Origin of the sequence: Psychrobacter sp. R86515 (genome assembly GCF_042466315.1) — a bacterium.
Classification (GTDB): domain Bacteria; phylum Pseudomonadota; class Gammaproteobacteria; order Pseudomonadales; family Moraxellaceae; genus Psychrobacter.
This window is the reverse complement of sequence record NZ_JAXHCC010000001.1, coordinates 1,571,575-1,588,809: the sequence shown is the minus strand read 5'-3', so window position 1 is coordinate 1,588,809 and position 17,235 is coordinate 1,571,575. Positions and strand designations below refer to the sequence as shown.

Here is a 17,235-nt window from a genome sequence, read left to right as displayed (position 1 = left end):
TCACTGTCTCATTAGATATAATAGAAAAACAACCAATTTAAAACCGGCCCTTAGGAGTTTGTAATGACGCTTAATTTAGATGATGCCAAAAACACCGCTGAAGTATTGACCACTGCTCTGCCCTATATCCAGCGTTTTGTTGATAAACTCATCGTCGTAAAATACGGCGGCAACGCCATGACCGACCCTGAGCTTGAGAGCTCATTTGCTCGTGATATTGTTTTGCTAAAGACCGTCGGTATGCACCCAGTAGTCGTACATGGTGGTGGCCCGCAAGTTGACAATCTCCTAAAAGAGCTCGGCCGTCAATCAGACCGTATCGATGGAATGCGTGTCACTGACAAAAGCACCATGGATATCGTAGAAATGGTCTTGGGCGGTAGCGTCAACAAATCGATTGTTAGCTTGATTAACAAACACGGCGGTCGCGCGATTGGTCTTACAGGTAAAGATGCTAACTTGATTCAAGCAAAAAAACTGATGATGGAAAAAATTGGCGCAGACGGTATTGCTGTACCAGTTGATTTAGGATTCGTCGGTGATGTGGTCAGCGTCAATAAAGACGTGATTAACATGTTAATTGCCTCTGATTTTATCCCTGTAATCGCGCCACTTGGCGTTGACGCTGAAGGCAATACCTATAATATCAATGCTGATCTCGTTGCAGGTAAAGTAGCGGAATTTTTACAAGCAGAAAAGCTGATGCTATTAACCAATATCAAAGGTGTATTGGGCCGTGATGGCGAAGTGGTAACTGGACTCACGCCAAAGAAAGTCGATAGCTTAATCGAAGATGGCACTATCTCAGGCGGCATGATTCCTAAGATTCAATGTGCGCTTGATGCGGTACGTAGCGGCGTCAAAAGCGCGGTAATCGTTGATGGCCGTGTCCCTCATGCGACCTTGCTTGAGATTTTTACCAACGAAGGGGTTGGTACGCTCATCAGTCGAGAAATAGATTCATCATTGAGCTAGCAAAATCTAGCAATGTTAAATGTAAGAAAGCTAAATGTAGAAAAGCCCGAGTTGATATAAACGCTCGGGCTTTTTTATGCATTTTTATCTTTAATAATCAGCCTAGCTTAGTTTTTATAGCTCAATTTTACGAAAAAACTTTATCAAACTCCGCTTCATCGAAGCCGCATAGTAATACTGCTTGATCTTTATCTTTATCTGCCGACTGACCTTCTACAATCGGACGTTTAATCATACTGTTATTTTCCACGAGTAAACCTATCGCGTTGTCTACATTAGCATCAGCTGCCTGCTTTTGACTATCGTCTAGCTTGCGCCACGTCGTACCGCGCTTATTAAGCACTTTGTCGATACCTAGCTCACTTACCCAGCGCTGTACTGTATCTTTATCAATACCTTGCTTTTTATAATCGTGAAAATCATAGCTGACATCTAGATCGTTTAGCTTAGTAAACGCTTTTTTCATCGTGCTACAAGACTTGATACCGTAAATGGTGATGGTCATGATAAATCCTCATAAATATTCATTAATTTGTCTATTATACCTAAGGCTGACTGGATATAGAGAATGCATTACTTTTAATCGTCAAACCTATTAAGCAACTGCATCATATCGTCGCAATTTTCGCCAAATTACGCTATGCTATGGCATTGTCAAATTCCACCTATTTTGATCAGTATTAAACAAATCCGTATTAAACAAATCAGTATCAACCAATTTCGAGCCGACTATGAGCAACGCCGTGACAGCAGACCAAACAGAAAACAACTATTACAACCCGCAAGCGATAGAAGCCGCGCAGCAAACCAAATGGGCAACTGACAAGCGCTTTGAAGTAAGCAATGAGCCAAGCAACAAGCCAAGTCGTTACATGCTATCAATGTTCCCTTATCCAAGTGGCAAGCTGCATATGGGCCACGTCCGTAACTATACGATTTCTGACGTATTAAGTCGTTATTATCGCCTAAAAGGCTATGAAGTCATGCAGCCAATGGGTTGGGATGGTTTTGGCTTGCCAGCAGAAAACGCAGCGATTGCTAACCAGACGCCACCTGCGGCATGGACATTTGCCAACATTGACAGCATGCGTGCACAGCTTAAATTGCTAGGCCTGTCTATTGATTGGTCACGTGAATTTGCCACTTGTAGCCCTGAGTATTATCAGTGGGAGCAGTGGTTATTCTTGCAATTGTACAAAAAAGGCTTGGTCTACAAAAAGCTATCGACGGTCAACTGGGATCCTGTTGACAACACTGTTTTAGCAAACGAGCAGGTCATCGATGGCAAAGGCTGGCGTAGTGGAGCTGCCGTCGAAAAGCGCGACATCCCTATGTACTACTTCAACATCACTGACTATGCTGATGAGCTATTGGATGATTTGGATCAGCTAGAAGGTCACTGGCCGTCTGAAGTACTAACCATGCAGCGCAACTGGATTGGTCGTAGTGCCGGTATGGAAGTCCACTTCCCTTATGAGCTTGCTGGTGAAGAAAACACCTTAGATGTGTTCACCACTCGTCCTGATACCTTGATGGGTGTGACTTATGTTGCTGTTGCCGCAGAGCATCCACTTGCACAGTATGCCTCTGAGCAAGATGACGCAATCGCTCAATTCTGTGCATTATGTAAAAAAGGCTCAGTAGCTGAAGCTGATTTGGCCAAAGCTGAAAAAATCGGTATGGATACAGGCCTCACTGTGACGCATCCTTTAACTGGTGAAGAAGTTCCAGTGTGGGTTGCCAACTATGTGCTAATGAGCTACGGCTCAGGCGCAGTCATGGCGGTACCTGCTCACGATGAGCGTGATTATGAGTTTGCGGTTAAGTACGACCTACCAATCAAACAGGTCATCAATACCCCTGAAGGTTACTTTGATGAGCTAAAAGCAGATGCCAAAGCGAACGATAGTGAAGTGAATCTTGCTTATACTGAACGCAACACTTTGGTTAATTCAGGTGAGTTTGACGGTCTAAATTTTGAGCAAGCATTTGAAGCAATGCTAGCTAAGCTTGAGCCAAAAGAGCTGGCTAAGAAAAAGATCCAGTATCGCCTACGTGATTGGGGTGTCTCTCGCCAGCGCTATTGGGGTTGCCCTATCCCAATGATCAACTGTGAGCATTGTGGTACGGTACCTGTTGAAGAGCAAGACTTACCAGTTGTGTTGCCAACCGACGTCGTACCTGACGGTCGCGGTAACCCACTTAAAAATATCCCAGAATTTGTCAATACTACTTGTCCTAAATGTGGCAACCCTGCTGAGCGTGAGACCGATACCTTTGATACCTTTGTAGAGTCTAGCTGGTACTATGCACGCTTTGCTAGCCCAAATGATGCGCAAAACATGGTCAATAAATCTGCTGCCAATAAATGGTTGCCAGTCGATCAATACGTCGGCGGTGTCGAGCATGCGGTGATGCATCTGTTGTATGCACGCTTCTTCCATAAGCTGATGCGTGACGAAAACTTAGTCACAGGTGATGAGCCATTTGCCAACCTAATGACCCAAGGCATGGTGCTCGCTGGTACGTTCTACCGCGTCAATGCGGATGGCAGTACGACTTACTACTTTGCAGAAGATATCGATATTGACTTCAACGAACGTGGTCAACCCATTAAAGCTATCTTGAAGTCAGACGGCCAGCCAGTGACGATTGGCAAAATCGAAAAAATGTCTAAATCAAAAAATAACGGTGTCGATCCACAGCTAACCATTGATAAATATGGTGCTGATACGGTTCGTTTATATACGCTATTTACTGCGCCTGCGGATCAAACGCTTGAATGGTCAGACGACGCGCTAAAAGGCCCTTATAACTTTGTGAAGAAAGTATGGCGTATTGCAACCGACCATATGCAAGCGCTAACAGCCGCCAATATCAGCATTGATACGCTTAATAGTGCTACCTTGAACACAGACGGATTGAGCAAAGAAGCCAAAAACTTACGCCGTAAAACGCACGAAACAATTGCTAAGATTGATAGTGATTTGGGTGATCGTCTGGCATTGAACACGCCAGTATCAAGCCTAATGGAACTTGCTAATGAGCTGACTGGCTTTAATGCGAGTAATGAGCAAGAGCTGCACGTCAAACACGAAGCATTGACCAATCTGCTGATTATGCTGTCTGTATATGCGCCGCACGTTGGCGAGCATCTGCTTGAGCAGCTAGGTCTTGATACCTTAACGTTGGACTACCCAACCGTGGATGAAAGTGCGCTGGTACAGGACATGATCACGATGGTGGTACAGGTCAATGGTAAGATGCGTGGTAAGATGGATGTCGCACCAAACAGCGATCCTGAGCAGCTAAAAGAGCAAGCTCGCACTATGGAAAGCGTGGCAAAATTCATCACGGGCGAGATCAAAAAAGAAATCGTCGTTCCTAACAAACTGGTTAACATCGTGGTTGTAGGCTGAGGTATCTTGAGCTAAGTATTTTAGGCTTAGTGTTCTAAGCCTTCTTATCATATGAGGATAGCGTTTATGTCATACAAGCATCGAGCTGAGCAGGCGCAACCAGAATTAAGTGCAAACAGCCTAGCTAATAAAAAGTCCCATGGCCAAAAGCTCGGAGCAGTCTTACTTGCCACGCTGCCAATGTTTGCAGTGGTAGGTGCAGCCGCTGCTCTTAGCGGCTGCGGCTTTCAGCTGCGTGGCTACGACTCAGCGATGCTGCTTGACGTCGAAAAAACAGCAGTTATTATCGAAGACAATCGCACCTCATTCCCGCTGAAACTACCATTGACGCGCCGCCTAAAGACGTTAGGTGTCGATGTTATTAGTAATATCAGCTCGGAAGAAGTTGCCCGCAATAACCAACAAGCAGGGGCTGAGTCTATTGCCGCTATCGACATCCGTAATGTACGTTTTAAGCGTTACGAATTGGTTGGCGTATTAACAGAGATTCGCTTGGTACTATCAGCAGATGTCAGCTATCAAACGATGGAAAATGGCAAGCCTGTAACACTAAGCAACCCCATTCAGGTTGAGCGAAGCTACCAGTACAACGAAGCATCTGTTAGTACTGACGATCAGCAAGGCGATCAGACACGTGATTGGCTCTATGATACTTTAGCACGCCGTATCACTGACCAATATGTCGCAATCTCGCTTCCAAAAGTCGCACCTGCTGCCAAACAATCTGTGCAAATGAATAAAGGTGTGACACCAACCGTTGTCGTCGTACCACAACCGTAAGAGTTAGTTGTTCTGATTATCAAACGATACCATTTCTAGAAGTATGAGTAGCAAAATAAGCAAGTGCATGTACTACTTTAAGTAGGCTAAGCTAGCTTGACACTGCTGATCATATTTTTGGAATTGGTATTACACGCTCATCAACCTGTGTAACACCACGCTATGCAAAATACTTTCATAAAAGCCTATCCAAAACTACTGCAGCCTTCCGTTGCGGTAGCGGGCTTGTGGCTAGCGCACGGTGACGAGCCACTGCTGAGTCAATGGTTGATAGATGCGCTGCGTCCACACTGGCGCGCGCAGAACTATGCAATCAAACGTATAGAGCTAATTTCTGTCAAAAGCTGGCAAGAAGTACTGTCTGAGCTTGGCAGCCAGTCTCTATTTGATGATGCCAGTGCCTTAATCGTGACGGGCAACCATAAACCTGACAAAGCAGTTATCGCCGAGCTGGAACGTTTTGCGGTCGAGGCACAAGCTGGCACACACGGTCATAGTGTGTTGTGGCTCACACCTAAGCAAGACAAACGCAGCCAAAGCAGCAAATGGTTTGCTCCTTTTGCACAATATGGCAATGTCATCGATTGCAATTTATACAATGAGCAGCAGCGCCAACAGCTACTACAAATACAAGCTCAGAAGTTTGGCTTACGACTGTCTCAAGAAGCGTGGCAGCTACTCATGTCACACACTGAGCATCATTTGCTAAGTGCTTATCAAACCCTATGGCGACTGTCCTACCTGTTTGCACCGCAGCTAGTTGCTAATAACAGTACTAGTGAAGATAGTGCTAATGACACAAGTACCGAACAATCTAATAGCTTTTCACAACCTGTGAATAATGTGGCATTAGATATTGCAGACCTACAAGCAGCGTTGGTCAGCGACGCCCAATTTAGCGTGTTTGATTTGTCTGATGCGATGCTCGCGGGCAATAGTACGCAGGTTGCCAAAATTATGTTTCAGCTAAAGTCAACCGACGAGCCTACTACTTTAGTACTCTGGGCTATTAGCAAAGACATGCGTCAAATTATCCAACTTATGGACGGTCAAGACCCTCAAGCATTAGGCATTTGGCGTAGTAAGCAAGGGTTGTACAAACAAGCCTGCCGTCGTCAGTCAAAAACGCACACGGCCGAATGGCCTGCCCTGCTTTACCGCTGTGACCAAGCTATTAAAGGACTTATTCGCCAGCCAGCATGGGAGCTATTATTGCAAGCAGCATTGGAGCTCGCAGGTAAGCGTTTATTTGCTATGCGCTAAGACTGAGCCACTTGTCACCACCTTTTATTGTTGCGCTTAGCCACGAGTTATCCATCTCTTCTCTTACTGATCTATACGTTTTTCTTATTGGTTTATACATTTAAACGCTATAAATCCAGATTCTACTACCCTATCTTATTCTCCTATAATCTCCGTTTTATTGATTTTTAGTAAGCATTTCTTTTCTGTACCTGTCTCTATTCTTGGCTACCTTAACCTTTCGTAAACTAATTTCCATTCCCTTTTGTAGGTGAAGTCTCTACTATATCTACACTTGATTTAATTGTGATTGGATTGTTGTCATGCGCAAAATAAGCAAAAAGTCTGCTATCAAATGGGGTGTTATTGCCTTAATTATCGTAGCATTAGGGGCTTTGGCCTATACTTTTTTAAAACCAGAAGAAGCCACACCTAACTATTTAACCGCAACAGTCGAAGTCGGTGATATTGAAAACAATGTCATGGCATCCGGTAAAGTAAAAGCGTTAAATACCGTCGATGTAGGGGCACAGGTGTCTGGTGAAGTAAAACGCCTGTATGTTGAAGTCGGTGACGAAGTTAAGCAAGGCGATTTGATTGCGCAGATTGATCAAGTGACTCAGAAGAACAGCCTGAGTAATGAGCAAGCCAGTCTTGAACAAAGCGAAGCTGCGCTACAAAGTGCTCAAGCAGAATCGTTAAGCAAACAAGCCAGTCTAAAAAGTGCCTATGCTGATCTTGCCAGCCGTCAGTCTGAGCTCAAACAAGCACAGTCTGATTTTGCGCGTTTGCAAGACTTAGTCGCTATCGACGCCATCTCGCAGCAAGAATATGACACGCAAGCAACCAGTGTCGAGACCGCAAAAGCAGCGGTTGCCAATGCACGTGCAGCTATCGATACAGCAAAAGCAGCGATTGCGACCACCGAAGCCAATATCAACAGCCAACAAGCAGCATTACGCAAATCACGAACCAACGTCAGTACTGCTGAAGAAGATTTGAGCTATACCACGATTCGCGCCCCGATATCAGGTACTGTCGTTTCTATTACGACTGAGCAAGGCACTACGGTCAACGCCAACCAAACAGCGCCTACACTAGTAACGCTAGCAGATTTATCGACCGTACGTATCAACGCGCAAATCTCCGAAGCTGATGTCATTAACGTCAATGCTGGTATGCCCGCTTATTTTAATATCATCGGTAATCCAGACCAGCAGTATGATGCGACGTTGACTGCTATCGAACCTGCCCCAGAGCAGATCAGTAGCACCAGCTCGACAGACGCTGCTATCTATTATGTCGGCTACGTAGAAGTACCGAACCCCGACCGCTTGTTCCGAATTGATATGACGGCGCAGATTTATATCATCGTCAATGAAGCCAAAAATGCGCTATTAGTACCGTCAACAGTGATACAAGAAAAACGCTCTAAAGGTAAAGAAAAAGGCAAAGCAGCCACGGGCAAGTTTGTACGTGTATTAAAAGAGGACGGAACCGTAGAAGAGCGTACTGTAGAAGTCGGTATCGATAACCGAGTAAATGCGCAGATCTTAAGTGGTTTAAAAGAAGGGGAAGAAGTCATCATCAGTGAAGAAAGCGGTAAGAAATCAGGTAGCGGCCGTATCCCTGGTGGACCTCGAATGTAACTTGTTCTTTGACTATGTTGAATAAAAAAGGGCTTGTTAAATATCGCAGCCCTTTCATAACAACACTATAACGCTTATTAGCCTTTATTAAAGACACTGCTATGACTATATCTCAATCTCCTAAACCGTCGACTGAAGATAGCTCTGAAAATAGTACGGCTCAAAACTTAGGGTCACAGACTTCTGCTAATCCTTCAAACAACTTAGATAATTTAGACAATTTGGATAACTCAGATAACTTGGCAAAAACCAATACTGCTAACCATCCTGCATCAGGCCAGCCCATTATGGAGCTGTCTGGCATTATCAGAGAGTTCCCTGCTGGTGAGCAAACCATTCGTGTCTTGCATGATATCAATCTAACTATCAATCAAGGTGAGATGGTTGCCATCATTGGACAGTCAGGCTCTGGTAAGTCCACCTTGATGAATATCTTAGGCTGCTTAGATCAAGCCACTGCTGGCGATTATAAAATTTATGGTCAGTCCGCTCGTAAGCTTGACGCCGATCAGTTGGCAGAGCTACGCCGTGAGCATTTTGGTTTTATTTTTCAGCGCTACCATTTGCTTGGTGATATCAGTGCCAAAGATAATGTCGCCGTTCCTGCCGTGTATGCGGGTATGGATACCGAGGCACGCACCAATCGTGCTGAGAAGCTATTAACGGATTTAGGCCTTGGTAGTAAGGTCAATAACCGTCCCAATCAGCTCTCAGGTGGACAGCAGCAGCGTGTTTCTGTTGCTCGTGCACTGATGAATGGTGGTGACGTAATCTTAGCAGATGAGCCAACGGGTGCCCTAGACAGTAAGTCTGGCGAAGACGTCATGGCGATTTTGCATGACCTCAGCGCACAAGGTCATACCATTATCATGGTCACGCATGATCCAAAGCTGGCGGCACAAGCGGAGCGTGTGATTGAACTAAAAGATGGCTATGTCATCGCTGACTATCAAACTGAGCATTACAAGCACACAGACAAAAAGCCAGAGTCTATCCTTGGTGAACATCGTAAAAGTGCCTTTAGTAGCTTTATAGATCGATTGCTTGAAGCGTTTAAGATGTCTTTGCTTGCTATGCGCGCGCATAAGATGCGTACCCTACTGACCATGCTCGGCATTATCATCGGTATCGCTGCGGTTGTATCTATCGTAGGTCTTGGACAAGGCTCTCAGCAGCAAATCCTCGCCAATATCAGCTCGTTAGGTACTAATACCATTACCGTCAATGATGGCTATCCTAGAGGCGACCCTAGACGCCGTTACAATGATGACAACCTGACCCCAGAAGACGCAGAAGCGGTCGGCAACCAGCCCTATATTATCAGCGTCAGCCCTCAGGTAAATGCCAACTCGAGCGTGCGCTATCGTAGTATACAGGAGGATGCTACCGTCAACGGCGTTGGTGAAGACTACCTAACCGTCACTGGTGAGACATTGGCATTGGGCCAAGGGTTTGATGCAAAAAGCGTCACATTACGTAGTCAAGATATCATCATCGATGACAATGCTAAGCAGACCTTTTTCTCAGATGTTGATAATCCTATCGGTGAAGTGATACTGGTTGGTAGTGTGCCTGGGCGCGTGATTGGCGTCCTCGAAGAGAGTGATGGTGGCTTTGGCCCCAGTGTGACGACGCCTACTATCTATATGCCTTATACGACGGTGATGTCGCGCGTCACGGGTAGTACCAATATCGACCGCTTTGTAGCGTTGTTAGATGACAGTATCTCTTCTAGCGCCGCAGAGACGGCCATCTCTGACTTAATAGAGAGTCGCCATGGTAAAGATGACTTTGAGTTGCGCAATTCAGACTCTATCCGTCAAACGATCGAGTCGACGACGGGCACGATGACCCTGCTTATTTCATCAGTCGCGGTTATTTCATTGATCGTCGGCGGTATTGGGGTCATGAACATCATGCTAGTCTCTGTCACCGAACGTACCAACGAGATTGGCGTACGTATGGCAGTGGGCGCGCGTCAGAGCGATATCATGCAGCAGTTCCTCATTGAGGCCGTTTTGGTCTGTATTTTAGGGGGACTGATTGGTATCGGACTGGCCTTTGCCATTGGTGAGCTGATTAATAGTGTGGGCGGTGATAATTTCAAAGTTATCTATTCATCAACCTCTATTATTGCCGCTTTTGTTTGTTCGACGTTAATTGGTGTGGTATTTGGATTCTTGCCAGCACGTAATGCTGCCAAATTAGATCCTGTTGAAGCACTTTCTCGAGACTAATAATCGATTATTGACTCGCTTTAGACAGAAATAGAGCAGTCAATATCGATATAATGGCAAAAATTTAAAGAAACTGGAATAAATTGGCAATTTTATAAGAGAATTACACTTTTTTTATCATGTGGGGTTGTAATTGTCATAATAATATATATAATGTGCTCTCACGTTTAGGGATACAAACACTTTAAACGTTAGGGCTGTTAGCTCAGTTGGTAGAGCAGTTGACTTTTAATCAATTGGTCCCGCGTTCGAGTCGCGGACAGCCCACCATATTTAGTTTAATCTTTATTAATCGTTCTACCCTATCCGGTAGTAGACTAATAAAGGTAAGTTTAAAAGACATCGTTAAGATGTTTAGTTTTAGAAAGTTCTTTAGTTAGAATTTTCTCTTGCAGAGTTAGAAAGCATCGCTTTTTTATATACTCTTCAGGGCTGTTAGCTCAGTTGGTAGAGCAGTTGACTTTTAATCAATTGGTCCCGCGTTCGAGTCGCGGACAGCCCACCATATTTAGAAAGCCCAGTTACTATCTTAGTAATTGGGCTTTTTTTCGTCTGAGCTTTTTAAACGTTTTTTTAGCTATTAGTTTCTTAACTTTTATATACCTCTACTTATTATGCTTACGTTTAAACAGTCGAAAGTTATCTCTCTTGCGCCATAGTAGTTTATGTCTGATCGTATCCTTGATGGTACGTGGATGCTTGGGCGCATGAGCGATAAACTCATCAAACTCTGCCTCACTCATCGCCAGCTCTCGTCCATGTGCCATCATCACCATTGACGGTTGCAATGCTCTGATTTTTTTTAGCGACTGGACATAATCTTTAGGATAGTAGACAGGAAATGGCGCTACGAACTTATGGCGCAATTTAATGATTAAATCAGCAGTGTATACTTCGCGACTGGGCAGGTGAAACAAAGACAAATCACGATCCGTGTGACCTGGCGTCTCTAATACTTGCCATTCATCAAAATGTGGCACAAGCTCGCCATCTGTGACAGTGATATCTGGTTTCAGACTTGCCGAGTAATATAGGTTTTTAAATGGTTTACCTTGACGTCTGGCCACATAATATCCTAGATGTATATCTACGAAGTGCATCGTGTGCCCGCCAATACCGCTATACCATTGCTTTTTTTTATCTGCTGAGACAATTAGACAATCAGTCTTTTCTCGAAACTTATTCGCACCACCTGCATGATCCGGATGCATATGCGTGACCACTACTACTTTTAGATCGGTGATAGGTCGTTTTAACGTCGACTTGATATAGTCAAGCACCATCGGTACATCAGCACGGCAGCAGCCATCTAACAGCATTATTTTATCTGGATATACTGCCAGATAGCTACTCTGGATATATCCTTCTAAACGTACAATTTCACATAGACTCATTGGTGTTCCCTACCTCATTCGTCGTTATTATTGTGAGGCTTTTGTTCAGTTTTATAGCCAATCTTTAGTATAGCGCCCGTCACCACAAATAAAACGACTTTGGGTGAACGCTTGTGACTATATATAGAAGCGATGCGGCACACAAAGACGGTGCAACTAATAATTCTTAATAAAGAACGATTAGAACCTGTATACATAGTTTTATACGTGGCAATTCTCACCTTACCAATAAAAAGCAAAAACCCAGCACTTAGGCTGGGTTTGAGAAAACATTTAGTATTTAGATAATTCGTAAATTACCTATTTATCGACTATGCAAGGTCACGAACCTTTGGCTCACGTTCCCATAGACGAGACTTAGCATTGCTGATAAAGGCATCTAGCTCAGCCAATGGCGTCACAAATTCATCTTTTTCAACTGGAAGTTTACTTAGGATAAATTCATCAGTCGCGCCGCAATAGGCGATGGCTTTGCAATGGTTGTACGCGTCGTTGAACCAATCTAATGCTGAACTGTCTTTTGCGAGCTTTTTAGCTTGGTCAGGCATGATGATACTAACGACGGCATCAAACATCACTGACGGACCACCAGCGAGGCGCTCATCAGCTTGTATACGTGTACCATCATCCAATACGACTTCTTTGTTAGGCGCTACAATCTTGACACTAGCACCCTGCGCTTTGGCAGCATCTTCGAATTTTTTGACTTCACTACTATTAGAACCTTCTGCAACTAAGATACCAATCATGCGACCTTTTAAGCTATCAGGCGTTAGGCCAATAGTTTGTACCGCTTTAGAGGTTCCCAAGTCTTGGACAGGTGCAGCTGCGTCAGCTGGCTCTGGTAGCTCCATACCCAGTGCAGTCGCTACGCGATTGGCCAAGTCTTCATCGATATGAATCAAATGGCTAAGCATACGCGTACGTACATGGGCTGTATCTACTTTACCTAGCTCAAACGCATAAGCGGTTGCGATATGTGCTTGCTCAGTTGCTGTCTGACTACGGTAGAACATACGTGGCTGACTATAATGATCTGCAAAGCTCTCGTCACGGACGCGACCTTTTACGCCATCATCTAGTTGCTCATGGAATGAGTTGAAACCACGTTTAGCGCTTTCACGAGGGCGAGTTGGATCTAGGCTTTGTGGCTCATAGAGTACACGTGTCTTAGGCACTTGCATCTGCATATGACCATCTTGCTGATTGTTAGCAAACGGACATTTTGGTGCATTGATAGGAATCTGGGCAAAGTTTGGCGAACCTAGACGTGATAGCTGCGTGTCTAGATAACTGAACAAACGACCTTGTAATAATGGGTCATTACTAAAGTCAACACCCGGTGGTAAATGCGATGGGCAGAATGCCACCTGCTCAGTCTCTGCAAAGAAATTATCTGGATAACGGTTCAATACCATCTTACCCACGACTTTCACTGGCACCAACTCTTCTGGAATCAGTTTGGTCGCATCGAGATGGTCAAATGGGAATTCGTTGGCTTCTTCTTCAGTAAATAACTGTACGCCAAACTCCCATTCAGGATAGTCGCCATTATTAATTGACTCAAACAAATCACGGCGATGATAGTCAGGATCAGCACCTGAGATTTTTACTGCTTCATCCCATGTGGTTGACTGTACGCCTAGTACTGGCTTCCAATGGAAACGTACAAAGGTACTCTTACCGTCTTTGTTGATTAAGCGATAGCTATGAATACCAAAACCTTCCATCATACGTAGGCTACGTGGTAAACCGCGATCACTCATTAGCCAAATTAGGTTGTGCATGGTTTCAGGGCTTAATGAGACAAAATCCCAAAATGTATCATGGGCGGAGGCCGCTTGCGGGAAACCGCGATCTGGTTCTGGTTTTACTGCATGAATCAAATCTGGAAACTTCATTGCATCTTGAATAAAGAAGATTGGCATATTGTTACCAACGATATCCCAGTTACCTTCTTCTGTATACATTTTCACAGCAAAACCGCGAACATCACGTGGCGTGTCTTTTGAGCCTTTATTACCCGCTACCGTTGAGAAACGCGTAAAAAGTGGCGTTTGCTTACCTGTTTCGGTCAACACTTTGGCAGTCGTATATTCTTCTAGTGACTCTGTCAGCTCAAAATAACCGTGTGCGGCACTACCTCGAGCATGGACGATACGCTCAGGGATACGCTCATGGTCAAAATGATTGATTTTTTCACGTAATACAAAATCCTCTAACAGCGTCGGTCCACGTGAGCCTGCTTTTAGAGAGTTTTGATTATCAGCGATTGCCACACCTTGCTGCGTGGTTAATACTTTAGTGTCGTCGCCTGCACGCTGATGGGTTTCGCCACCATTGCCACGTTCCGTATTCATGTTTTTGGCGGGGTCCGTATGATCGATATTATTATTCATAAAAAGTCCTAGCTAATAGATTGAGAGTGCTCTTTTAGATCATTAAAAGAGTGCCTACACAGGTTTGATATCCTTTGAGATCGTGGTGACTTCATCTGTCATTTATTTGTCTGTGTTTCCAGCATTGCCAAGCGTTAAATTGATACCGCACTAAAATTCGTAAAGGAATAATAGGCTTAGGAGTTATACTACCCAAAAAATAAGTCAAATATAGTTGCGTATATAGTAAACCTTGTTGATATTTAGTTAACGTTTATAGATGCTATAAAGCGACTACTTTAGATGGTCTTAAAGGCGCATAAACGTTAACAATAGAATCTTGTAATGTAGTTATTCTTTAAGGTATGCTTTTTATGCAGTACTAGAGACTATTGATAAATAAATTGGCAGGGTTTTAGCCTTATATTTATCTTCTTTATATCGTTGGATTCAAATAATTTCGATACAAGAAAACCGAGCGCAAGCTATACATTAGTATGGTTAGCGAGGATGACGATGTAACGGATTTATAGGGATTTGATGATGCGACTATTTTTTATATAACTATAAGGCTACCTACCATGTTACCAACTCTAAGCTCCCCGATTAAAAAACCTTATCACTCATTGCTAGTAGGCGCGTCAATGGGTCTAATGGCATTAACGTTCAGTCAAACGGCTGCTGCTATCACGACCAAAAACGTGACCTATACGGTCGATGATAAAGTGTACGAAGGCTATTACGCTAAGGCGGACAAAGCTAATGCACCTTTTATCTTATTGATTCATGATTGGGATGGTCTAACTGACTATGAGCGCAAACGTGCTGACATGTTAGCGGCTGAAGGCTACAACGTATTGGCGGCCGATATGTTTGGACAAGGCATTCGTCCTACTTCTATCGAAGAAAACAAACGCCTAACTGGGGAGCTATATGATGATCGTAATAAAATGCGCCGCATATTGGCAGGGGCATTAACGGCAGGACAACTACAAGGCAATGATGTGCGTAAAGGCACGACCATGGGATATTGTTTCGGCGGTACGGTTGCGTTAGAGCTAGCACGCTCAGGTTTTGAGCAAAAAGCCTTTGTACCCTTCCACGGTGCCTTTGACATTCCAACCGGTCAAAGCTATGACAAAACTACGGGAGAAATCCTAGTATTCCATGGCTCTGCTGACCAATCTGTCTCGCTAGAGAGCTTTGCGACTTTGGGCAAGACATTAGAAGCAGCCAAGATACCTCACGAAATGGTTACCTACAGCGGCGCGCCACATGCCTTTAGCGTATTTGGCAGCGATAGATATGATGCACGCGCCGATGAACGCTCTTGGAAACGTTACTTGGATTTTTTAGCAGAAGAATATAAATAGACTAATAGTATAAAAAAATAAGAAAACCCAAATAAAAAGACACCTCAATTAAGATCTGATAACGATCCATTGAGGTGTCTTTTTTTATACAATCTTAAGCATTTAATTCTTTCGAAATACCAATAGCTGATTATTAGCAGGCATCGCATACGTTTTAGAAAATTGTAGATGATGAGCATTTGCTAAACTAACGACATCTTCTTTATCGCGAATGCCACTATCAGGATTACCTGCTCTCAACATCGCATCAAATCGCTGATTCCCCTCACTGGTATAGTTACCATTCTCGTTAAATGGGCCATATATAATCAACTTACCGTCAACAGGTAGCGCATCACTAGCCAATGTAAATAACCGCTCCACCAAAGCCCAGCTAATGATATGCAAAGTATTGGCCGTAAATATCACATCGTAAGGTTTGTCTACATAACTGCTATCTAAATGACTACTATTTAAATGACTACTAACAGGTACAGAGTCTTGCGCCAAATCAAACGCTAATGGCAAATATAAATTAGGTGCAGGATACGCATTATGCCAAGCGATTATATGGCGATGATTACTAATCACATCGCTAGTTTGCCACTGTATCTCAGGCAGATTAAGCGTAAAGTAAACGCTATGCTGACCTGTCCCAGAGCCAATCTCTAGCACATGACTAAAGCCTTGTAGCTCTGTTTGAAGTACTTCTAGAATAGGCTGTTTATTATTCTCACACGCTTGAGAAAACGGCAATGCAGAGATATCTACTTTATTATTTGGATTATCACTATCCAGATTATCGTCTTGCATAACTATTCTCCCAGACTGTTTGTTATGCTCTCAGTATTGATAGCAGTAGATGGACAAGCACTGCCTAATACTGACCTGATGCCCGCCAAACAACTCACAACTAATAAATACCTGCCTCTACCCCAGCAGCCAAGGTCATAGCAAGCTCTTCTACTTGCTCAGCAAAGCTATCTTGCCAATCGCCTTGTAGTATCAGCGCCTCTTGAATCCATGACCAACGTAGCCCCGTTGTAATCGTTTTGAGCGCAAGCTTGGTACCTGTACCATCATGCCCTGCCCGTATATATACCGCAAACGGCATACCTTGCTTTTCTTCTAACACGGGATAATAGCAACGGTCAAAAAAGTCCTTGGTCAGCCCTGCCATATACGCCAGATTTTCGGTCGTACCTAATAGCAAGGCATCAGCAGTCAACACATCCTCAGGCTGCGTATCCTGAGGTGATTTCAAAATGACGTTGATATCTATATCAGGATGATTGGCACCGTCATAAGCTGCCTGCGCCAATTTCTGAGTATTGGGTGATGGTGCATGAGCGACGATGAGTAAAGTCTTAGTAGACATATTAGGCTTCTGTGCCATTGTTAAACACTAAGTTTTGAGTAATAGCAGGATCCAAGCTATTGCCTACTGGGCAGGTCAACGCGGTTTTATAAAATCGCTTTAAGGTACTCTCGTCCAATGCCTTTGAGAAATTGACCACAATATGTATTTCACTCACACGCCTTGGTTTCGCCGCCATGACTTTGGTGACTTCTGCGGTCGTACCTGAGATATCGATATCCATCGCTTCGGCTTTGATACCAATAATCGTTAAGATACAACTGCCCAAACTGGTCGCTAGCAAATCAGTAGGAGAAAACGCCTCACCCTTGCCATGATTGTCCGTCGGCGCGTCGGTAATGATTTGATTATTCGACTGTAGATGGATAGCTTGGGTACGTAAATTGCCTTGGTAGGTTACTTTTGAGGTGGTCATGGGACTCTCTTTGGTA

General features: G+C 44.1%; 13 protein-coding genes and 2 tRNA genes. 9 read left to right on the top strand and 6 right to left on the bottom strand.

What is annotated here, in order from left to right:
• Positions 1–63 precede the first annotated feature (63 nt).
• Positions 64–975: an acetylglutamate kinase gene (gene argB / locus SJY28_RS06795; RefSeq protein WP_057758912.1), complete on the top strand. Its 912-nt coding sequence runs from the start codon at positions 64–66 to the stop codon at positions 973–975.
• A 127-nt stretch (positions 976–1,102) separates the two neighbouring features.
• On the opposite strand, the gene SJY28_RS06790 is transcribed toward argB, so the two are convergent.
• Positions 1,103–1,480, bottom strand: a complete 378-nt coding sequence (locus SJY28_RS06790) for a Spx/MgsR family RNA polymerase-binding regulatory protein (RefSeq protein ID WP_379543893.1) — start codon at positions 1,478–1,480, stop codon at positions 1,103–1,105.
• 226 nt (positions 1,481–1,706) lie between these two features.
• Here SJY28_RS06790 and leuS point away from each other — a divergent pair, with 226 nt between their 5' ends.
• The 7 genes from leuS (at position 1,707) to SJY28_RS06755 (ending at position 10,807) form a co-directional block, all read left to right on the top strand.
• Entirely contained in the window at positions 1,707–4,394 is a 2,688-nt protein-coding gene (gene leuS / locus SJY28_RS06785) for a leucine--tRNA ligase (RefSeq protein WP_379543892.1), read from the top strand.
• A 66-nt stretch (positions 4,395–4,460) separates the two neighbouring features.
• Entirely contained in the window at positions 4,461–5,174 is a 714-nt protein-coding gene (locus SJY28_RS06780) for a hypothetical protein (protein ID WP_379543891.1), read from the top strand.
• Positions 5,175–5,336: 162 nt separating this feature from the next.
• Positions 5,337–6,437 carry a DNA polymerase III subunit delta gene (locus SJY28_RS06775; protein ID WP_379543890.1) on the top strand — a complete coding sequence of 367 codons (1,101 nt, stop codon included), beginning with the start codon at positions 5,337–5,339 and terminating at the stop codon, positions 6,435–6,437.
• A gap of 302 nt (positions 6,438–6,739) precedes the next feature.
• The gene (locus tag SJY28_RS06770; RefSeq protein WP_379543889.1) at positions 6,740–8,065 is read left to right on the top strand and encodes an efflux RND transporter periplasmic adaptor subunit; all 1,326 of its coding nucleotides are present in this window, start codon (positions 6,740–6,742) and stop codon (positions 8,063–8,065) included.
• 287 nt (positions 8,066–8,352) lie between these two features.
• Positions 8,353–10,302, top strand: a complete 1,950-nt coding sequence (locus tag SJY28_RS06765) for a MacB family efflux pump subunit (protein WP_379544947.1) — start codon at positions 8,353–8,355, stop codon at positions 10,300–10,302.
• 194 nt (positions 10,303–10,496) lie between these two features.
• Positions 10,497–10,572 (top strand) — tRNA-Lys (locus SJY28_RS06760).
• A 159-nt stretch (positions 10,573–10,731) separates the two neighbouring features.
• Positions 10,732–10,807: transfer RNA gene (locus SJY28_RS06755), tRNA-Lys, on the top strand.
• Positions 10,808–10,907: 100 nt separating this feature from the next.
• On the opposite strand, the gene SJY28_RS06750 is transcribed toward SJY28_RS06755, so the two are convergent.
• Positions 10,908–11,696 (bottom strand): MBL fold metallo-hydrolase, encoded by a 789-nt coding sequence (locus SJY28_RS06750; protein ID WP_379543888.1) that lies wholly within the window; start codon positions 11,694–11,696, stop codon positions 10,908–10,910.
• A gap of 311 nt (positions 11,697–12,007) precedes the next feature.
• Positions 12,008–14,095, bottom strand: coding sequence for a catalase (locus tag SJY28_RS06745; RefSeq protein ID WP_379543887.1), 2,088 nt, complete (start codon positions 14,093–14,095; stop codon positions 12,008–12,010).
• A gap of 560 nt (positions 14,096–14,655) precedes the next feature.
• Between SJY28_RS06745 and SJY28_RS06740 the strand changes: the two genes are divergently transcribed.
• Positions 14,656–15,447, top strand: a complete 792-nt coding sequence (locus tag SJY28_RS06740) for a dienelactone hydrolase family protein (protein WP_379543886.1) — start codon at positions 14,656–14,658, stop codon at positions 15,445–15,447.
• A gap of 102 nt (positions 15,448–15,549) precedes the next feature.
• Here SJY28_RS06740 and SJY28_RS06735 read toward each other — a convergent pair whose 3' ends face one another.
• The 3 genes from SJY28_RS06735 to SJY28_RS06725 form a co-directional block, all read right to left on the bottom strand.
• Positions 15,550–16,239: a DUF938 domain-containing protein gene (locus SJY28_RS06735; protein WP_379543885.1), complete on the bottom strand. Its 690-nt coding sequence runs from the start codon at positions 16,237–16,239 to the stop codon at positions 15,550–15,552.
• A gap of 100 nt (positions 16,240–16,339) precedes the next feature.
• Complete coding sequence (locus SJY28_RS06730; protein WP_379543884.1) at positions 16,340–16,804, bottom strand: flavodoxin family protein; 465 nt, start codon at positions 16,802–16,804, stop codon at positions 16,340–16,342.
• 1 nt (position 16,805) lies between these two features.
• Positions 16,806–17,219 (bottom strand): OsmC family protein, encoded by a 414-nt coding sequence (locus SJY28_RS06725; RefSeq protein WP_379543883.1) that lies wholly within the window; start codon positions 17,217–17,219, stop codon positions 16,806–16,808.
• Positions 17,220–17,235 lie beyond the last annotated feature (16 nt).

What these genes read in the sequence shown, in the direction of transcription:
- argB (WP_057758912.1), top strand. Translation starts at nt 64, where the DNA reads ATGACGCTTAATTTAGATGATGCCAAAAACACCGCTGAAGTATTGACC.
- SJY28_RS06750 (WP_379543888.1), bottom strand. Translation starts at nt 11,696, where the DNA reads ATGAGTCTATGTGAAATTGTACGTTTAGAAGGATATATCCAGAGTAGC.
- SJY28_RS06735 (WP_379543885.1), bottom strand. Translation starts at nt 16,239, where the DNA reads ATGCAAGACGATAATCTGGATAGTGATAATCCAAATAATAAAGTAGAT.
- SJY28_RS06725 (WP_379543883.1), bottom strand. Translation starts at nt 17,219, where the DNA reads ATGACCACCTCAAAAGTAACCTACCAAGGCAATTTACGTACCCAAGCT.
- SJY28_RS06770 (WP_379543889.1), top strand. Translation starts at nt 6,740, where the DNA reads ATGCGCAAAATAAGCAAAAAGTCTGCTATCAAATGGGGTGTTATTGCC.
- SJY28_RS06740 (WP_379543886.1), top strand. Translation starts at nt 14,656, where the DNA reads ATGTTACCAACTCTAAGCTCCCCGATTAAAAAACCTTATCACTCATTG.
- SJY28_RS06765 (WP_379544947.1), top strand. Translation starts at nt 8,353, where the DNA reads ATGGAGCTGTCTGGCATTATCAGAGAGTTCCCTGCTGGTGAGCAAACC.
- SJY28_RS06780 (WP_379543891.1), top strand. Translation starts at nt 4,461, where the DNA reads ATGTCATACAAGCATCGAGCTGAGCAGGCGCAACCAGAATTAAGTGCA.
- SJY28_RS06745 (WP_379543887.1), bottom strand. Translation starts at nt 14,095, where the DNA reads ATGAATAATAATATCGATCATACGGACCCCGCCAAAAACATGAATACG.
- SJY28_RS06730 (WP_379543884.1), bottom strand. Translation starts at nt 16,804, where the DNA reads ATGTCTACTAAGACTTTACTCATCGTCGCTCATGCACCATCACCCAAT.
- leuS (WP_379543892.1), top strand. Translation starts at nt 1,707, where the DNA reads ATGAGCAACGCCGTGACAGCAGACCAAACAGAAAACAACTATTACAAC.
- SJY28_RS06775 (WP_379543890.1), top strand. Translation starts at nt 5,337, where the DNA reads ATGCAAAATACTTTCATAAAAGCCTATCCAAAACTACTGCAGCCTTCC.
- SJY28_RS06790 (WP_379543893.1), bottom strand. Translation starts at nt 1,480, where the DNA reads ATGACCATCACCATTTACGGTATCAAGTCTTGTAGCACGATGAAAAAA.